Source organism: Microbulbifer mixtoriginis (SeqCode), assembly GCF_052468275.1.
On the sequence record NZ_CP174341.1, the window covers coordinates 391,643 to 408,496 of the forward strand.

The 16,854-nt window shown below is 54.0% G+C and carries 12 protein-coding genes; 3 read left to right on the forward strand and 9 right to left on the reverse strand.

The genetic code is table 11. From position 1 onward, the window contains the following. Positions 1-53 precede the first annotated feature (53 nt). Genes rsgA through asd form a run of 3 tightly spaced genes read left to right on the forward strand, consistent with a single transcriptional unit; the run spans position 54 to position 2,775 of the window. Positions 54-1,094 carry a small ribosomal subunit biogenesis GTPase RsgA gene (gene rsgA, locus ACJJIC_RS01695; protein WP_444908516.1) on the forward strand — a complete coding sequence of 347 codons (1,041 nt, stop codon included), beginning with the start codon at positions 54-56 and terminating at the stop codon, positions 1,092-1,094. Then, positions 1,091-1,885, forward strand: coding sequence for a sulfurtransferase (locus ACJJIC_RS01700; RefSeq protein WP_444908515.1), 795 nt, complete (start codon positions 1,091-1,093; stop codon positions 1,883-1,885). The genes rsgA and ACJJIC_RS01700 overlap by 4 nt, the downstream gene beginning before the upstream one ends. A gap of 26 nt (positions 1,886-1,911) precedes the next feature. Continuing rightward, the gene (gene asd / locus ACJJIC_RS01705; RefSeq protein WP_444923666.1) at positions 1,912-2,775 is read left to right on the forward strand and encodes an archaetidylserine decarboxylase; all 864 of its coding nucleotides are present in this window, start codon (positions 1,912-1,914) and stop codon (positions 2,773-2,775) included. A gap of 54 nt (positions 2,776-2,829) precedes the next feature. Here the strand turns inward: asd and ACJJIC_RS01710 are convergent, their stop codons facing one another. The 9 genes from ACJJIC_RS01710 to ACJJIC_RS01750 form a co-directional block, all read right to left on the reverse strand. After that, positions 2,830-4,185, reverse strand: coding sequence for a cyclic di-GMP phosphodiesterase (locus tag ACJJIC_RS01710; RefSeq protein ID WP_444908513.1), 1,356 nt, complete (start codon positions 4,183-4,185; stop codon positions 2,830-2,832). A 172-nt stretch (positions 4,186-4,357) separates the two neighbouring features. Continuing rightward, positions 4,358-5,437, reverse strand: coding sequence for a uroporphyrinogen decarboxylase (hemE, locus tag ACJJIC_RS01715; protein ID WP_445357842.1), 1,080 nt, complete (start codon positions 5,435-5,437; stop codon positions 4,358-4,360). Positions 5,438-5,596: 159 nt separating this feature from the next. Continuing rightward, the gene (locus ACJJIC_RS01720) at positions 5,597-7,015 is read right to left on the reverse strand and encodes a glutamate synthase small subunit GltD family protein (RefSeq protein ID WP_444908511.1); all 1,419 of its coding nucleotides are present in this window, start codon (positions 7,013-7,015) and stop codon (positions 5,597-5,599) included. 20 nt (positions 7,016-7,035) lie between these two features. Further along, complete coding sequence (gene gltB, locus ACJJIC_RS01725) at positions 7,036-11,484, reverse strand: glutamate synthase large subunit (RefSeq protein ID WP_444908510.1); 4,449 nt, start codon at positions 11,482-11,484, stop codon at positions 7,036-7,038. A 344-nt stretch (positions 11,485-11,828) separates the two neighbouring features. Continuing rightward, complete coding sequence (gene aroB, locus ACJJIC_RS01730) at positions 11,829-12,914, reverse strand: 3-dehydroquinate synthase (RefSeq protein ID WP_444908509.1); 1,086 nt, start codon at positions 12,912-12,914, stop codon at positions 11,829-11,831. Between the two features lie 79 nt (positions 12,915-12,993). Beyond that, positions 12,994-13,515 (reverse strand): shikimate kinase AroK, encoded by a 522-nt coding sequence (gene aroK, locus ACJJIC_RS01735; RefSeq protein ID WP_445357872.1) that lies wholly within the window; start codon positions 13,513-13,515, stop codon positions 12,994-12,996. Further along, entirely contained in the window at positions 13,515-15,710 is a 2,196-nt protein-coding gene (locus ACJJIC_RS01740) for a type IV pilus secretin PilQ (RefSeq protein ID WP_444908508.1), read from the reverse strand. Before ACJJIC_RS01740 ends, aroK begins: the two co-directional genes overlap by 1 nt. Beyond that, on the reverse strand, positions 15,710-16,237 hold the full coding sequence (locus tag ACJJIC_RS01745) for a pilus assembly protein PilP (protein WP_444908507.1): 528 nt from the start codon (positions 16,235-16,237) through the stop codon (positions 15,710-15,712). The genes ACJJIC_RS01740 and ACJJIC_RS01745 overlap by 1 nt, the downstream gene beginning before the upstream one ends. Next, a complete protein-coding gene (locus ACJJIC_RS01750; RefSeq protein WP_444908506.1) occupies positions 16,234-16,854 on the reverse strand; it encodes a type IV pilus inner membrane component PilO in 621 nt (206 codons plus the stop codon). The genes ACJJIC_RS01745 and ACJJIC_RS01750 overlap by 4 nt, the downstream gene beginning before the upstream one ends.

Here is a 16,854-nt window from a genome sequence, read left to right on the forward strand (position 1 = left end):
CGCAACTACCCGGCAATGGCTATAATCCGCCGCTAATCTCCAGGTGCCAGTGCATGAGTAAACGCAAATTAAACCGCCGCCAACAGTGGCGCGTCGCCAAGATCCAGCAGGAGCGCGAGGCCCGCGCGCGCAAGCGCGAAGAGTCCGCAGAACAAGCTCTGGACGACGGTCAACTGGGCCAGGAACAGACCGGTCTTGTCATCGCCAACTATGGCACCCAAATTTTGGTGGAAAGTGAGAGCGATGCTTCCCTGCGCCAGCGCTGCCACATGCGTGCCAATATCGATACCCTGGTAACCGGCGATCGCGTCGCCTGGCGTCCCGCCACTAGTGATAGTGATGGCGGCTATGGAGTTGTGGGTGCGCGGTTGCCGCGCAACACAGAGCTGCAGCGCCCTGATCGCTACGGCGACCTGAAAACCGTAGCAGCCAATATCGATCGCATTGTGATTGTTATAGCCCCCTACCCGGAGCCCTTCGCTAATGCCATCGACCGCTACCTGGTCGCCGCAGAGACCACCGGTATAGCGCCAATCCTGCTGCTGAACAAGATCGACCTGATCGACGATGGCAACCGCCAGGCACTGGATACCCTACTGGCCCCCTACCCCGACCTCGGCTACCCAGTACTGCGCCTTTCCACTAAAACCGGCGAGGGCCTGCCACACCTACTCGAGACCCTGGCCAAGGGCAGCAGCGTCTTTGTCGGGCAGTCCGGCGTGGGCAAATCTTCACTGGTCAACGCCCTGCTACCGAGTGCCGGCGCCCGTACCGGCGCCCTGTCCGAGGCAACCCTGAAGGGCACCCACACCACCACCGCAGCGGAACTGTTTCACCTGCCCAGCGGAGGCGATCTGATAGACTCTCCCGGCATCCGCGAGTTTGGTCTCTGGCATATGGAGGAGGCCGCGCTACTGGAAGGGTTTGTGGAATTCCGCCCCTTTATCGGCCACTGCCGCTTTCGCGACTGCAACCATCAGGGCGAACCCGGCTGTGCCATTCACGAGGCACTGGCCAACGGCGACATCAGTGAGCGCCGTATGAACAGTTTTTTACACCTGCGCAACAGCCTGGAATCGGAGAATAAATTTTGAACCTGATTATTGAGGCGGAAGAGCTCGCCGCCGAGCTGGAGCATGAAGAGCTATTGGTTGTCGACCTCAGCTCCCTGCAAAATTACTTGAACGGACACATCCCCGGCGCCCTGCACCTACCATTTCAAGCACTGATGGCGGGTACTGCCCCTGCGCCGGGTAAACTCCCCAGCTCCGAGCAGCTGACCCGAGTTTTTCGCGCTATTGGCCTGCGCCCGGAAACCCATGTAGTGGCCTGTGATGATGAAGGCGGCGGCTGGGCCGGACGCCTCCTGTGGACCCTGGAGAGTATTGGCCACCGCAATTACAGCTACTTAAACGGTGGTATGCACGCTTGGCGCGGTGCCGGGTTACCACTGACCACTGAAGAACCACAGGTTACCCCAAGCGATATCGAAGTCTCGATCGATACCGATGCTGCCATGAGTGCCCGAGAGATCCAGGAGCATCTTGGCAACCCCGACTTCCTCGTTTGGGATGCCCGTTCCCCCCAGGAGTACAGTGGAGAAAGGGTCTTGGCTACCAAGGGCGGTCATATTCCCGGCGCAATCAACTGCGAATGGACCCAGCTGATGGACCCTCAGCGCGACCTGCGTATCCGCACCGATGCGCGTGAGCTACTCGCCAAGCTCGGCATCAATGAAGCACATAAAATCGTCACCCACTGCCAAAGTCATCACCGCTCTGGTTTTACCTGGTTGGTGGGTAAGTCCCTGGGTTTTGATATTCGCGCCTACCCAGGCTCCTGGAGTGAGTGGGGCAACCTGCCCAATACGCCCGTCGAACAGTAAGTATTACCGGAAAACGTTGTACCCGTATGAATCCAAAACTCTTTACCACCCTGCAATACCTGACTCCGCAACACGCTCTTTCCCGCGCTGCGGGCTGGCTGGCGAACACCGAAATCAAGTCGATCAAAGACCCTTTCACCCGCTGGTTTGTCGAAAAGTACGGTGTCGATATGCAGGAGGCCAAAGAGACCGATTGCACCGCCTATCGTACTTTCAACGACTTTTTTACCCGTGAACTCAAAGAGGGCGCACGCCCGATTGTCAGTAGCGAGGGTAGCCTGGCCTGTCCCGCAGATGGCGCCATCAGTCAGCTCGGTGCTATCCACAATGGCCGTGTGTTCCAGGCCAAGGGGCACGACTACAGCTTGCTGGAATTGGTGGGTGGTGATCCGGAATTGGCGGCCCAGTTTGACGATGGCCACTTCGCCACCGTGTACCTGTCACCCAAGGATTACCACCGGGTACATATGCCTATCGACGGCACCCTGCGCAGCATGACTTATGTGCCGGGCCAACTGTTCTCGGTCAACACCGTAACCGCCGAAAACGTACCGCGCCTGTTCGCCCGCAACGAGCGCCTGGTGTGTGTATTCGATACTGAAGCCGGACCCATGGCCATGATTTTGGTTGGTGCCATGATCGTTGCCGGAATCGAGACTGTTTGGGCCGGCCAGGTAGCGCCCCATACTCGCGATGTGCGCACCACCAACTATCTTGAGAATGCACCGATTCACCTGCGAAAAGGCGAGGAGATGGGGCGCTTTAAATTGGGCTCCACAGTCATCATGTTGTTTGGGGCGGATCAAGTGCGCTGGCTGGACAGCCTTGAGGCGGAAACCCCTGTGCGTATGGGTGAGTATTTCGGCAGCATGATAGCTGACGCCGGCTGACTCTTCGGGAGAGCGGTAAGTTACGCCGCTCTCAAGGCTTCCCCCGAAAATAAACTATCTCGCCAGACGCGAGAAAAAGCGGGACAGCTGCCCACCACTATTGAAAAGGTAATCGTCCCGCACCGCCGAGGTATTCACCTCCGGATAAGCCCCTGGCTCTATATCCCGCACTATGCTGACCTTTTCCTCCGGGCGCATCTTGCCACGCTCAATCAGCTTTTCTGCACGATCCTCGGCAGCCGCCAGGTCAAACAGGCGCGGTTTACTCAGCTGGCGCTTGTGTGCATCCAGCACAATCATCACCTTGGGGCGCAAACGCCGGTCATAGGTCTGCTCCACCACTACACCCACTTCGCCACTGGAGAGCTCTACCTGGGTACCGGTGGGGTAAAGTCCTATCGCCTGAATAAATTCAACGACCAGCTGTTCTTGGTAGGCGATGCCACGCAGATCATAGAGTTCGGCCACGGCCTTTGAGGGCGCTATGGGTTGGCTGGCGCCACGGGGGTTCGTGGCTTCATCATAAAAAGTAACGATGCCGCACATGCGCGCCAATACGGGAATCTTGTCACCGCGCAAACCGCCGGGATAACCACCGCCGTCGTGGCGCTCGCGATGACCGCGCACAATATCAATCACCTGGGGGTCGACCTGGGCGTCTGCCGATAGCATCTGCACGCTGTGTTGCACAAATTTACGATACTCCAGCTCGCTGCGCGGGTCGCGCTTGGGCATCTGCAGCACTTCTGCGGGAATCGATAACTTACCCACATCCTTTAACAGGGTGGCCACCCCCAGCTGCACCAACTCATGTCGCGCCAAGCCGATATGCCGGCCAAACAGCACCGCCCAAATACTGGCGCGTACCGAGTGACTGTAAGTATGTTCATCCCTGTCTCGCACTCGCGCCAACCAGGCGAAAGCATCCGGGCTGCGCAGCACACTCTCAACCAGATCCTCTACCACCCGGTTCATCTGTGGCACCGGCAGTGGTCGATTGCTCGCTACCAACCCCATAACTTCACCCATGCCGCGCAATATCTGGCCGTGCAACTTGCGCGCATTGCCTGCCTCGCGCTGGGCGGGCTGAGGGGGGGGGTAAGTCTTGTGAGAGACCGCAACGGGGCGGCAGGGAATGGTGACGCGCACGGCGGCTCGGCCATGCCCTTTAGCACTTGCACCACTAGCGCCGATCAAACGGCGCAAGGTAACACCGGCACTGCCTACGGTCTTGTGCACATCGACATAAACAAATCGGCAGTACTTCTGTAGTTGGCGAATCTCCTCCAAATCGCGGATATAAAAGCCCTGCAGGGCGAATGGAGTCTGTGTCCAGGGTTTGTCTAGCCTGGACACAAACATGCCGCGCTGGAGATCACCGACGGGAATTTTTGCCTGTTCGAGTGCCACTTGGGGAGGTACCGACCACTGTAGTAAATGCTTGGAGACCGCCCTCAGCAAGGGCCCCGTTTCTAAATCCGGGCCCCCTCGGGCAAGCGCACATTTATATCACGGACAGATATTGGCGAGCACCTATACAAAGTGAGACTGTATTCACAGACTCAGACACTAGTTGCCACAGTTAGACGTGATATTTTGCGGAAAGCTCTACCACTGCCTCGATCATGGCGCCGGCATGGGCCGGATCTACTTTCGGAGTAATACCGTGGCCAAGGTTGAAAACATGGCCACTACCCTGGCCGTAGGACTGCAGCACAGCTTCCACTTCTTGGCGGATGCGCTCTGGACTGGCGTAGAGTACGGAAGGATCCAGATTACCCTGCAGGGCAACGCGATCCCCAACACGGGCACGGGCACTGCCGATATCAGTGGTCCAATCAAGCCCGAGAGCATCAGCACCGGTATCCGCCATCGCTTCCAACCACTGCCCCCCCCCTTTGGTGAACAAAATAGCGGGCACCCGGCGGCCATCGGCTTCTTTGATCAGACCGCTGAGAATACGCTGCATATATTGCAGGGAGAACTCGCGGTAGGCGCTGTGACTCAAGGCGCCGCCCCAGGTATCAAAAATTTGTACCGCCTGGGCACCGGCGCGAATCTGTGCATTCAGGTAGTCGATCACCGAATCGGCGAGTACGGTCAGCAGCTGGTGCATCAGCTCGGGGCGGTTGTAGAGCATTTCCTTGCTGCGGGCAAAGTCCTTACTGGAGCCGCCCTCAATCATATAGGTGGCCAGGGTCCAGGGGCTGCCGGAAAAACCGATCAACGGCACACGACCATTTAGCTCGCGGCGAATGGTGGACACAGCGTTCATCACATAGTCCAGATCCCGTTCGCTATTCACCACTTCCAATGCCTCAATATCATCGGCAGTGCGCAGCGGCTTATGGAATTTGGGGCCCTCGCCCTCGGCAAAATAGAGCCCAAGGCCCATAGCATCTGGGATGGTGAGGATATCGGAGAATAAAATCGCTGCATCGAGTGGGTAGCGTTCCAACGGCTGCAGAGTGACCTCGCACGCCAATTCGGTATTACGGCATAGATCCATAAAGCTCCCAGCCTCGGCGCGGCTGGCGCGGTACTCGGGTAGGTAGCGACCCGCCTGGCGCATCATCCACACTGGTGTTCGATCCACGGGCTGGCGCAGCAGAGCGCGGAGAAAGCGATCGTTTTTCAATTCGGACGGTTTGGTATCAGACATAGGTACACCGAGCGGGCTAAAAAAACGGCCATTGTACAGGGGGCGGGGCCACTAGATACAGCGTGGCAAAAATATCATCCAGGCAGGTTGAGGGCTGGTGCCGCTCTACAAAGATATAAAAATGGGAGGCTTAAAGCCTCCCATCCGCAACCGGGAAAATCAGATATCCAGATAATCGAGAATACCCTCACCGGCCTGGCGCCCTTCCCAAATAGCTGTTACCACCAGGTCGGAACCGCGTACCATATCGCCACCGGCAAAGACCTTCTCGTTGGAGGTCTGGAACTTGTATTTCTGTTCTTCCGGGGCAACGACACCACCCCAGTCCGCTACTTCAATGCTGTGCTCGGCAAACCATTCCGCCGGGCTTGGGCGGAAACCGAAGGCGACTAGCACGATATCTGCCGGGATGACTTCTTCGGAACCGGGCACTACCTGCGGACGGCGACGCCCGTTTTCATCGGGCTCACCCAACTCGGTAGTGACTACTTTCACTCCAGAGACCTTGCCGTCGCCGACAATTTCTACCGGCTGGCGGTTAAACAGGAACTGCACCCCTTCTTCTTTGGCATTGACCACTTCGCGGCGGGAGCCCGGCATATTTTCCTCATCGCGACGATAAGCACAGGTCACGCTCTTGGCCCCCAGTCGAATAGAGCTGCGGTTACAGTCCATGGCGGTATCACCGCCACCCAGCACCACTACACGCTTGCCTTCCACCGAGACAAATTCCGCAGGGTCCTTCTCCCACCCCATATTGCGATTGACGTTGGCCACTAAGAACGGCAAAGCATCGTGCACGCCGGGCAGGTCCTCACCAGGGAAGCCGCCCTTCATGTAGTTGTAGGTACCCATCCCCAGGAATACAGCATCATAGTCATTGAGCAACTGCTCGAAACTGATGTCCTTGCCCACCTCGGTATTGAGACAGAACTCCACCCCCATCTCAACAAACACCTCGCGGCGCTTTTCCATCACCGATTTTTCCAACTTGAATTCCGGAATACCGAAAGTGATCAGGCCGCCGATCTCCGGATGCTTGTCGAAGACCACCGGCTGTACGCCGTTGCGTATCAGGATATCAGCGCAGCCCAGTCCGGCTGGGCCCGCGCCCACAATCGCGACTTTTTTACCTGTCTTTTCCACATGGCTGAGATCCGGACGCCAACCCAGGGCAAAGGCGGTATCAGTGATGTACTTTTCAGCATTGCCGATGGTCACAGCGCCGAAACCATCGTTGAGGGTACAGGCGCCCTCGCACAGGCGGTCCTGGGGACAAACGCGCCCGCAAACTTCCGGCAGGGTGTTGGTCTCGTGGCAGAGTTCCGCCGCCTCGATCACATTCCCCTCGCTGATCAATTTCAGCCAGTTGGGAATATAGTTGTGCACCGGGCACTTCCACTCACAGTAGGGGTTGCCGCAGTCCAGGCAGCGGTGTGCCTGGCTCGCCACCTGGTTTTCACTGGATGGCTGGTAAATCTCCACAAATTCACTGGTGCGCGCGATGATATCTTTCTTCGGCGGATCTATACGGGCCACGTCGATAAACTGGAAATCATTGTTCAGTCTGTCTTTCATACTGTCTCTCCACCCCAGCCTTATTCGCCGCGCTTGCGCACGTCAGAAAGAAGATCCGCAAGGCTCGCCGCCTTGGGTTTTACCAGCCAGAATCGGCTCAGGTAATCGTCGAAGTTATCCAGCAGCTCTTCACCCCAGGCGCTGCCGGTCTCCGCGACATAGGTTTCAATCACCTCGCGCAGGTGACTCTGGTGCGGCTCGAGAATTTCACTACTGATACGGCGCAGCTCGATCAACTCATGATTGCAGCGGTCGAAGAAATCGCGCTCCAGATCCAGCACATAGGCAAAACCACCGGTCATACCGGCACCAAAGTTGTAGCCGGTGCGCCCTAGCACCGCGACCATTCCACCGGTCATGTATTCACAGCAATGATCACCGGCCCCTTCCACTACGGCGAAGGCGCCGGAATTGCGCACAGCAAAGCGCTCGCCGGCACGGCCAGCGGCAAATAACTTACCGCCAGTAGCACCGTACAGGCAGGTATTACCGACGATGCTGGTGTCTTGGGAAGCAAACTCACTACCCTCAGGCGGTCGAATAACCAGCTTACCGCCGGCCATGCCCTTACCGACATAATCGTTGGCATCCCCTTCGAGATACATCTCCAGCCCTCCGGCGTTCCATACGCCGAAAGACTGCCCGGCAACTCCATTGAGGTTGAGTTTTATTGGCGCCTCCACCATGCCCTGGTTGCCGTGGCGCTTGGCGATCTCGCCAGAAAGACGCGCCCCCAGAGAGCGATCGCAGTTGGTCACCTCGAAGCTGAACTCACCACCAGTCAGGTTCTCAATGGCGGGTAGAATTTCTTCCACCATGCGCTCGGCCAACTCGCCCTTATCCCAGGGCTCATTTGTGGCCTGCTGGCAGGTTTGCGGTTTGCTGTCGAGTAGTGCATCGGTATGCAACAGCGGCGACAGATCCAGTTTCTTCTGCTTGTCGGTTTCTCCCTCAATGATGCGAAGTAGGTCTACACGGCCGACCAGCTCTTCCATGGTGCGCACACCAATGCTCGCCATCCATTCGCGGGTTTCCTCGGCAACAAAGCGGAAGAAGTTCATCGCCATTTCTGCGGTGCCGATATAGTGCGCATCGCGCAAGTTCTTGCGCTGGGTCGCGATACCCGTGGCACAGTTATTCAGGTGACAGATACGCAGGTATTTACAGCCAATCGCCACCATTGGCGCAGTACCAAAGCCGAAGCTCTCCGCACCGAGAATCGCCGCCTTGACTACATCCAAGCCAGTTTTAAGGCCCCCATCCGTCTGCACCCGAACTTTGCCACGCAAGTCATTGGCTCTCAGGGTCTGGTGTGTTTCCGCCAGGCCCAATTCCCAAGGTGAACCAGCATAGCGAATAGAGGTGATCGGGCTCGCTGCAGTACCGCCGTCATAGCCGGAAATGGTAATTAAATCCGCATAAGCCTTGGCCACGCCGGCGGCGATAGTGCCAACTCCTGGACGGGACACCAGCTTCACGGATACCAGTGCATCCGGGTTAACCTGTTTGAGGTCGTAGATCAGCTGGGCCAGATCCTCAATGGAGTAGATATCGTGGTGCGGTGGCGGTGAAATCAGGGTGACACCGGGCACCGAGTAGCGCAGCCGAGCAATCAGGTCATTCACCTTGCCGCCGGGCAACTGACCACCCTCACCGGGCTTAGCGCCCTGAGCCACCTTGATCTGCAGCACTTCGGCATTGACCAGATAGTGCGGCGTCACGCCGAAACGGCCGGAGGCGATCTGTTTGATTTTGGAGACTTTGTCGGTGCCAAAACGGGCCGGATCTTCACCGCCCTCTCCGCTGTTGGAGCGTCCACCCAGGCGGTTCATGGCCTGAGCCAGAGATTCGTGCGCCTCGGGAGACAGAGCTCCCAGGGACATAGCTGCGGAGTCAAAGCGGCGCACAATCTGCTCGACCGGCTCCACTTCCTCCAATGGCACAGGCACGAGGTTTTCCTTGAAGGCCAGCATATCCCGCAAGGTTGCCACTGGGCGCTGGTTGACCAGTCCCGAGTAATCACGCCAAGCGGAGTAATCCCCAGTACTGGCCGCTCGGCGCAGGGCCGTCACCACATCCGGGTTAAAAGTATGGTATTCGGTGCCATGCACATATTTGTGCAGGCCTCCGGGGGACACCGGCTTACGCGCTTTCCAGGCGATATCCGCACGCGCGGCCATATCTGCCTGCAACTCGGCAAAGCCGGCGCCTTCGATACGAGTGGGTGCACCAGGGAAACACAGGTCCACCACCTCTTTGGAAAGACCGACCAACTCAAACAACAGCGCACCACGGTAAGAGGCGACGGTGGAGATACCCATTTTTGACAGGATCTTCAACAGGCCCTTGATAATACCGTTGCGGTAATTCTTCTGCGCTTCCGCCGCATCCAACAGCAGCTCACCTCTATCGATCAGGTGATTGATAATGCTGTAGGAGAAATAGGGATGTACTGCCGTCGCTCCCACACCTACCAGACAGGCTAGCTGGTGCGCATCCCGTGCACTGGCGGTATCCACCACCACATTGGAATCACAGCGCAGGCCCGCATGCACCAAATGATGGTGCACGGCACCAGTGGCGAGCAGCGCATCTATGGGCAGATGGCCCTGGCGAATATCGCGGTCGGACAGCACCACAATCACAGTGCCGGCACGAACAGAAGCCTCTACCTTGGCACACAGACGTTCAATTGCACTATGAAGATCCAGATTTGCCGGATCGTAATTCAGGTCGAAAATCTCTGCGTCGAAGCCGGGGCGATCCAGCGACAGTAACGCGGTGTATTTCATATGGGAGAGCACCGGCGAGGACAGGATCACGCGGTCGGCGTGCTCTGGCGTCTCCTCAAACACGGATTTTTCACGGCCCAAGCAGGTTTCCAGGGACATCACCACCGTTTCCCGCAGCGGGTCTATAGGCGGATTGGTCACTTGGGCAAACTGCTGGCGGAAGTAATCGTAGAGCGAGCGGTTGTAGCGGGACAGCACCGCCATCGGCGTATCGTCGCCCATGGAACCCACCGCTTCCTGGCCGGCTTCCGCCATCGGGCGCACTACCTTATCGCGCTCCTCCAGAGAGGAACTGAACAGTTTCTGGTAGACCTTAAACTGTTGGTGGGAAAAATTATTGTCAACCGGCGCGGTCACTAAGGTGGAGCGAATACGGCGCGCCTTCTCTTTCAGCCAGCGTTTATAAGGCTGGGCGCGCTTGAGCATATTGTCGATATCGGCAGTGTGGTACAGCTTGCCTTCCTGGGTATCCACAGAAAGCATCTGCCCGGGCCCGAGACGCCCTTTAGCTACTACATCTTCCGGTGCATAGTTATAAACACCGACTTCCGAAGCCACGGTAATAATATCGTCTTTGGTAATCACCCAGCGGGACGGGCGCAGGCCGTTGCGGTCGAGAGTACATACCGCATGACGGCCATCGGTCATCACCAAGCCGGCGGGGCCATCCCAGGGCTCCATATGCATGGAGATGTATTCATAGAAAGCGCGCAGGTCTGCATCCATGCCCTCAACATTTTGCCAGGCCGGCGGCACCAGCATACGCACCGCACGGTGTAGCTCCATACCACCCGCCAACAACATCTCCAACATATTATCCAAACTGGAGGAGTCGGAGCCCTCGCGGTTCACCAGCGGTACCAGCGCATTCAGCTCGGGAATCAGCTCGGTAACAAATTTGTTGGTGCGTGCCACCGACCAATTGCGGTTGCCGGTAATGGTATTAATTTCACCATTGTGCGCCAGCAGGCGGAAAGGCTGGGCCAGAGGCCAGCGCGGCATGGTATTGGTAGAGAAGCGCTGGTGGAAAACACAGATAGCGGTTTCCAAGCGCGGATCCGCCAACTCGGGGAAGAATTTCGGCAGATCCGCCGGGATCATCAGCCCTTTGTAGGAGAGCACACTAGTAGAAAGGCTGGCGATATAAACATCACCGCTCAGCTGCAACTCAGCCTTGCGCCGGGCCACATATAGCCGAGCATTAAAACGGGCTTCACCCAGTGGCTCTTCGGCATCATTGATCAGCAGTTGTTCGAAGCGAGGTTGGCAGTCCCTGGCGATGGGGCCAAGACACTCGGGGTTGGTGGGCACGGTGCGCCAACCAACAATCCGCATTCCTTGCGCCTGCAGCTCAGACTCAAAGATTTGGCGAGCGCTCTGCGCCTCTCTGTCATCCAGAGGCAACATCACCGAACCTACGGCATAGGCCTCAGTGAGTTCCAGACCGAACAACTTTAGCGCTTCCTCGCGCAGGAATTTATCGGGCTTCTGCAGCAATAAGCCACAGCCATCGCCAGTTTTACCATCGGCGGCAATACCGCCGCGGTGGGTCATACAGGTGAGGGACTCAATGGCCGTCTGTACTAACTTATGGCTCGCCACACCCTGTAAATGAGCGATCAGACCAAAACCACAGTTGTCCTTAAACTCATCCAACTGATACAGACTGCTACCCATAGAATTCCTCGTCACTATCGATTGGGGGACCACAGGCACTGCCGATAGCGGCCTGATATGGGCAAAAATGGCTTAACGCTCGCGCTACGCTCTCCTGCGGTCCCTAAGTAAAAGATCCCGAGATAAAAAAAGCCCTCTAATGGGGCTTTCTTTATTGTTCTTATTGGCGGTTATTTTGCCCCGCCATTATTTCCGGGGGGCGCGCAATATTACTTGCTTACCACTACATTTTCAATAATTCACAGTTTTTTTAACTGCCAAACAAAAATAAGGCAGATTTATTTCCTGTCAACTTGGTTTTAAGTGATCGTACTCTCTAATAAGCGCAGTTCGCGAATCCCCTGTCACCTGGCACCACAGTTCCTTAGCGCATCTATAACTTTTTCCTGAGGCGTATCATCGACAACTTTTGCGTCCCCCAAAGATCTCAGCAATACCAAACGCAACTTGCCATCCAGCACTTTCTTGTCTAACTGCATAGCTTGCAGAAAATCATCGACACTCATATCCGCGGGAGACTGCTGCGGCAACTGGGCTTTTTGCAGCAGCTGACGAACACGCTGTACCAATTCACTGTCCACGTCTCCCAGTAAATGCGAGAGCTCCAGGGCCATCACCATTCCTGCGGCCACCGCCTCACCATGCAACCAACGCCCGTAGCCCTGCACAGTCTCAATTGCATGTCCAAAGGTATGACCAAAGTTTAATATGGCACGGCGGCCTGCCTCACGCTCATCACTAGCCACAACCTCTGCCTTATCACGACAGCAACGATCCACGGCATAAGCCAAAGCCTTGGGATCTCGCGATAAGAGTGCATCGATATTGGTCTCTATCCAGTGGAAAAATGGTGCATCACAGATCAGGCCATACTTGATTACTTCAGCTATGCCTGCTGAGAATTCACGATCTGGCAGAGTCGTCAATGTATCCATATCGGCAAGTACTAGCCGGGGCTGGTAAAAAGCCCCAATCATGTTTTTACCTAGCGGGTGATTGACGCCAGTCTTACCTCCCACAGAGGAGTCCACCTGGGCAAGGAGTGTAGTGGGCACCTGAATAAAATCGACGCCGCGCTGATAACAGGCAGCGGCAAATCCACACATATCTCCCACAACACCACCCCCTAAGGCAATTAGCGTAGTCGTGCGGTTGTGACGCTGTTCCAATAGAGCGTCAAAAATTCGATTGACGGTATCCAGAGTCTTGAAGGCTTCCCCGTCGGGTAGTTCGACAACATCAACCTTATCGAAATCAGAGAGCCCATCCACTAAGCGGGACAAATATAGGGGAGCCACTGTCTCATTTGTAACCACACAGATCTGGCGCCCACGTAAATAGGGCAGTAAATATTCTGAGTCGGCTAATAACTTGGACCCAATGACAATGGGGTAACTGCGCTCCCCCAGTTCCACATTAAAACAGTGCACAATGCTCTCCTTCCCACTAGCGCCAATATGTAGCGCATTGAGTTAATGAGACGCACTTTAGCACAGAGTGAAAAAGGGGTTATTGGGAGAGGCTTTCCATAAGGCGCTCAGCAACCAGGGCTGATGCTTGCTTGGGGGTCAGGTCATCAGTGTCGCAGATAACATCCGCAACTTCGCGATAAAGAGGGGCGCGTTCTTGTAAAATTTCTTCAATACGCGCGCGTGGATTGGGCACTCGTAAAAGAGGGCGGTTACTGTTCTTGGAAGTGCGTTCCAGCAACTGCTCTACCCCGGCCTGTAAATAAATCACATGACCAAACTTTTGCAGCAACTGCCGGTTTTCCTCCAGTAGAACGATGCCACCACCGGTGCCGATAACTTGGTGGGGACCAAAACAAAGTTCTTCGAGCACTTCACTCTCGCGTCGACGAAAGCCGGCTTCGCCTTCTACATCAAATATCCAGGGGATATCTGCCCCTGTGCGCTCTTCCAGCACCTTATCGGTATCGGCAAAAGGCAGCTGCAATTGTGCCGCTAACAACCTGCCTATCGTGGATTTGCCGGCCCCCATGGGGCCGACTAAAAAGATGGAGCGGTTAATCACTTAGATAAAAAAGTCTCACTTTCGATAATACGCGGGGTGATAAACATCAATATCTCACGTTTATCATCTGTGCGTACAGTTTTCTTAAACAAGTTACCTAAGTATGGTATATCTCCAAGTAAGGGCACCTTAGTCTCACCCTCAATAACATTACTCTCAAAAATACCACCTAGGACAATGGTTTCACCGTTACGTACAAGAACCTTAGTCTGCAGAAGGTTGACGTTTATTGAAGGAATTTGATTGCTACTACTCACGCTAAAATATTCGCCGACACTATTCTGCTCAATATTTAGCGCCATAATAATATTGTTATCAGGAGTAATTTGTGGAACAACTTGAAGCTCTAACACCGCTTCACGGAAAGTTACAGCAGCTGCTCCTGAAGAAGTAGCCTCAAGATAAGGGATTTCCACACCTGACTGGATAAGCGCCTCCTGCTTGTCACCGGTAACAACTTTCGGCTGGGATACGATTTCAGCCATACCCACGTCTTCCATCGCAGAGAGCTCCAATCCTAAATAGAAGTCATCTTTTAGAATCGCATACGCAATATTACCAGCCCTTGTAGCAACCCCCAAGTCAACCATTAAAGGATTATGTAAACTAGTAGGACTTTCTAAGCTATTCCCCGTTCCTGTTACTGGTTCTCCAGACAGTCCACCTGAAACAACTCCGAGGGAGTCATCATTAATTTCACTCGTGCCTACATAATCCCAGGTCACACCAAGCTCTCGGGTAAAATCACTATTAGCAGTAACAATTCGAGCTTCAATCATTACCTGTCGAATCGGAATATCAATAACCTCTATCAGCTCACGAAACTGAGCAATTTTTTCTTCAGTATCGGTTAGGATAATCGTATTTGTGCGTTCATCAACGATAGCACTGCCTCGAGGGGACAGTATGCTCGCATTATTATTTGCCCCATCACTACCGCCTCCAGCAAAACCGCCTTGACCGGAGCCATCGCTGCCTTTTCCTGAGAACAGATTGAATAACTCCCCAGCATCAGCATAACGAACTGCAATATATTCTGTTCTAAGAGGAGCTAATTCTTGGAGTTGCTTGCGGGTTTCCAGCTCTTGTCGTTCACGCTCCGCAATTTCAGCTGCAGGGGCTACCATAATGACACTACCCTCTTGGCGCTTATCCAATCCCTTAGCCTTTAGGATTAAAGTTAATGCCTGGTCCCAGGGTACTCCATCAAGACGCAATGTAATTCGCCCTTGCACAGTATCACTAGCCACCAGATTGAGATCAGTAAAGTCGGCAATAATCTGGAGTACAGAGCGAACTTCAATATCTTGGAAGTTTAAAGAAAGTTTTTTTCCAGTGAATTGAAACTCTTTTTCTTTCTCACGAATTTCCGCTGCTGAAAGAGCCTTTACGCTTAGCACATACTGATCATCTGCTTGATACGCGAGGTAATCATAATCTGTATCTGTGGGGTCAACAGCAATTACGGTATTTCGGCCATCGGTGTCTACCGTAATCGCATTCACTGGGGTTGCAAAATCAGTTACATCAAGGCGCTGTCGAAGAGATTCTGGGAGCTCGGTGCCTAGAAAAGTCAGATAGATCTTTCCGCTGGTGCGTTCTACATCAATATTTACTGCCGGATCAGAAAGGCTAACAATAACTTTACCTTCACCTTCTTCTCCGCGACGGAAGTCAACCCCTTTCACAGCAATAGCCCCAGAGGTATTAAAATGTTTACTTCCACCGAGATTCAAGCCACTGTCATGAGTGGAAACTGAGGTAGGTATAGGTGAAGCTGTCACAGCAATATCTTCACCAATCTCTATCACAAGCTGGTTACCATGACGCTCACTAGTATACACCGGCAACTGGTCTAGATTAACAATCAAACGGGTTCGACCTTCACTGGAAACAACTACTGCGCTGCGAGCAGCACCTATTCCCAGTGAATATTTCTTCTGTGGCAACGCACTTTCAACACCGACAAAGTCCATCACAATCCGTGCCGGCTGCTCAATCGTGTATCCTGTGGGCTCTGGCGGCTCGTCTGCGAAAGTTAAGCGCAGCTGAATACGGCTACCAGGCAGCTCGGAAAACTGTATATCATTTAATTGATTAACCTGCGCTTGTAGCGCCAGAGGAACCATCAATACGGCGAGTAGCAAAAGCTGAAACGGCGCCAAATATTTAGCGAACTGCTTGTTAATCATTATCCGTTGCCCTTCTCTTCCAACATCAATGCTCGCGGCCTTTCGATCCAGCCACCAGTTCCGTCCGGAACAATTTCCAGTACATCGAGCTGTGAGGCTGTCGAACTCACAACTCGCCCGTGATTTTTCCCCAGATAATTACCCACAGTTATTCTGTGGATGCCTCCCTCTCCATCATCAATAAGGGCCCAAAGCTGGCCATCTCTCGATAGAGTTCCCACCATTGATAAGGCATCAAAGTTAAAGCGTTCCAATAATTCACGCTGCCGGTTCATATCAGGAGCTATATCAAGCCTGCGCCCGACCAGACGCTGTTCTGACTCCAAAACAGGCCTTGTAAATGGGCTTCGTATTGCTGTCGCGCTGTATACATAGGGGCTATATGGTGTGAAAGTAGGAATGGGCTCAATCTGTCCCTTTGGCCGCCTTTCAATCTCAGCCATTCTTGCATGTAGGTCACTATGATCCGTATTTAAACTACAACCTGATGTCAGCAAAAGGAAAGCTGGGAAAAGATATCTTTTCATCCCTCTTCTCCCTGATCCTTATAGCGGTAGGTCTTTGCATTAATGATCATGTTTAGCAAACCTGCGCCGTCTCGATGGTTAGAGATAGTGAAATCATGCAACGTCACAATTCTTGGCATACCAGCAATACCGCTAATAAACGACCCAAACTCATGATACCCACCTTGAACCTGAATCCTGATAGGTAACTCAACATAAAATTCACCTACCAGTTCTTTTTCCAGCTCTACTTTTTCAATCGTTAAACCACTGCCCCGCCCATATTCATCAATATCCTCAAGCAAGCCAGGAACTTCTGTATCTTTTGGCAACTGCTTTAACAGAGCACCAAAAGTTTCCTCCATTTCAACAAGTTGGGCACGATAAGCATCTAAATTTGCGGCTTCGAATTGTTTATTTTCAAACTTAGAGAATAATTCTCGCTCTTTATTACTGGCAAACTCAAGCTTGTCATACTGATCACCAACCCAAAGGTAATAACCAGACCCGATCAATATAGCCACAATTATCGCTAATAAAGTTAAACGTCCCGCCAGGGGCCAAACCCCCACACGGTTAAAATCAATATCATTAATATCCAGCTCTTGCAGCTGCGTAAGCGTATTCGCCAATGTCAT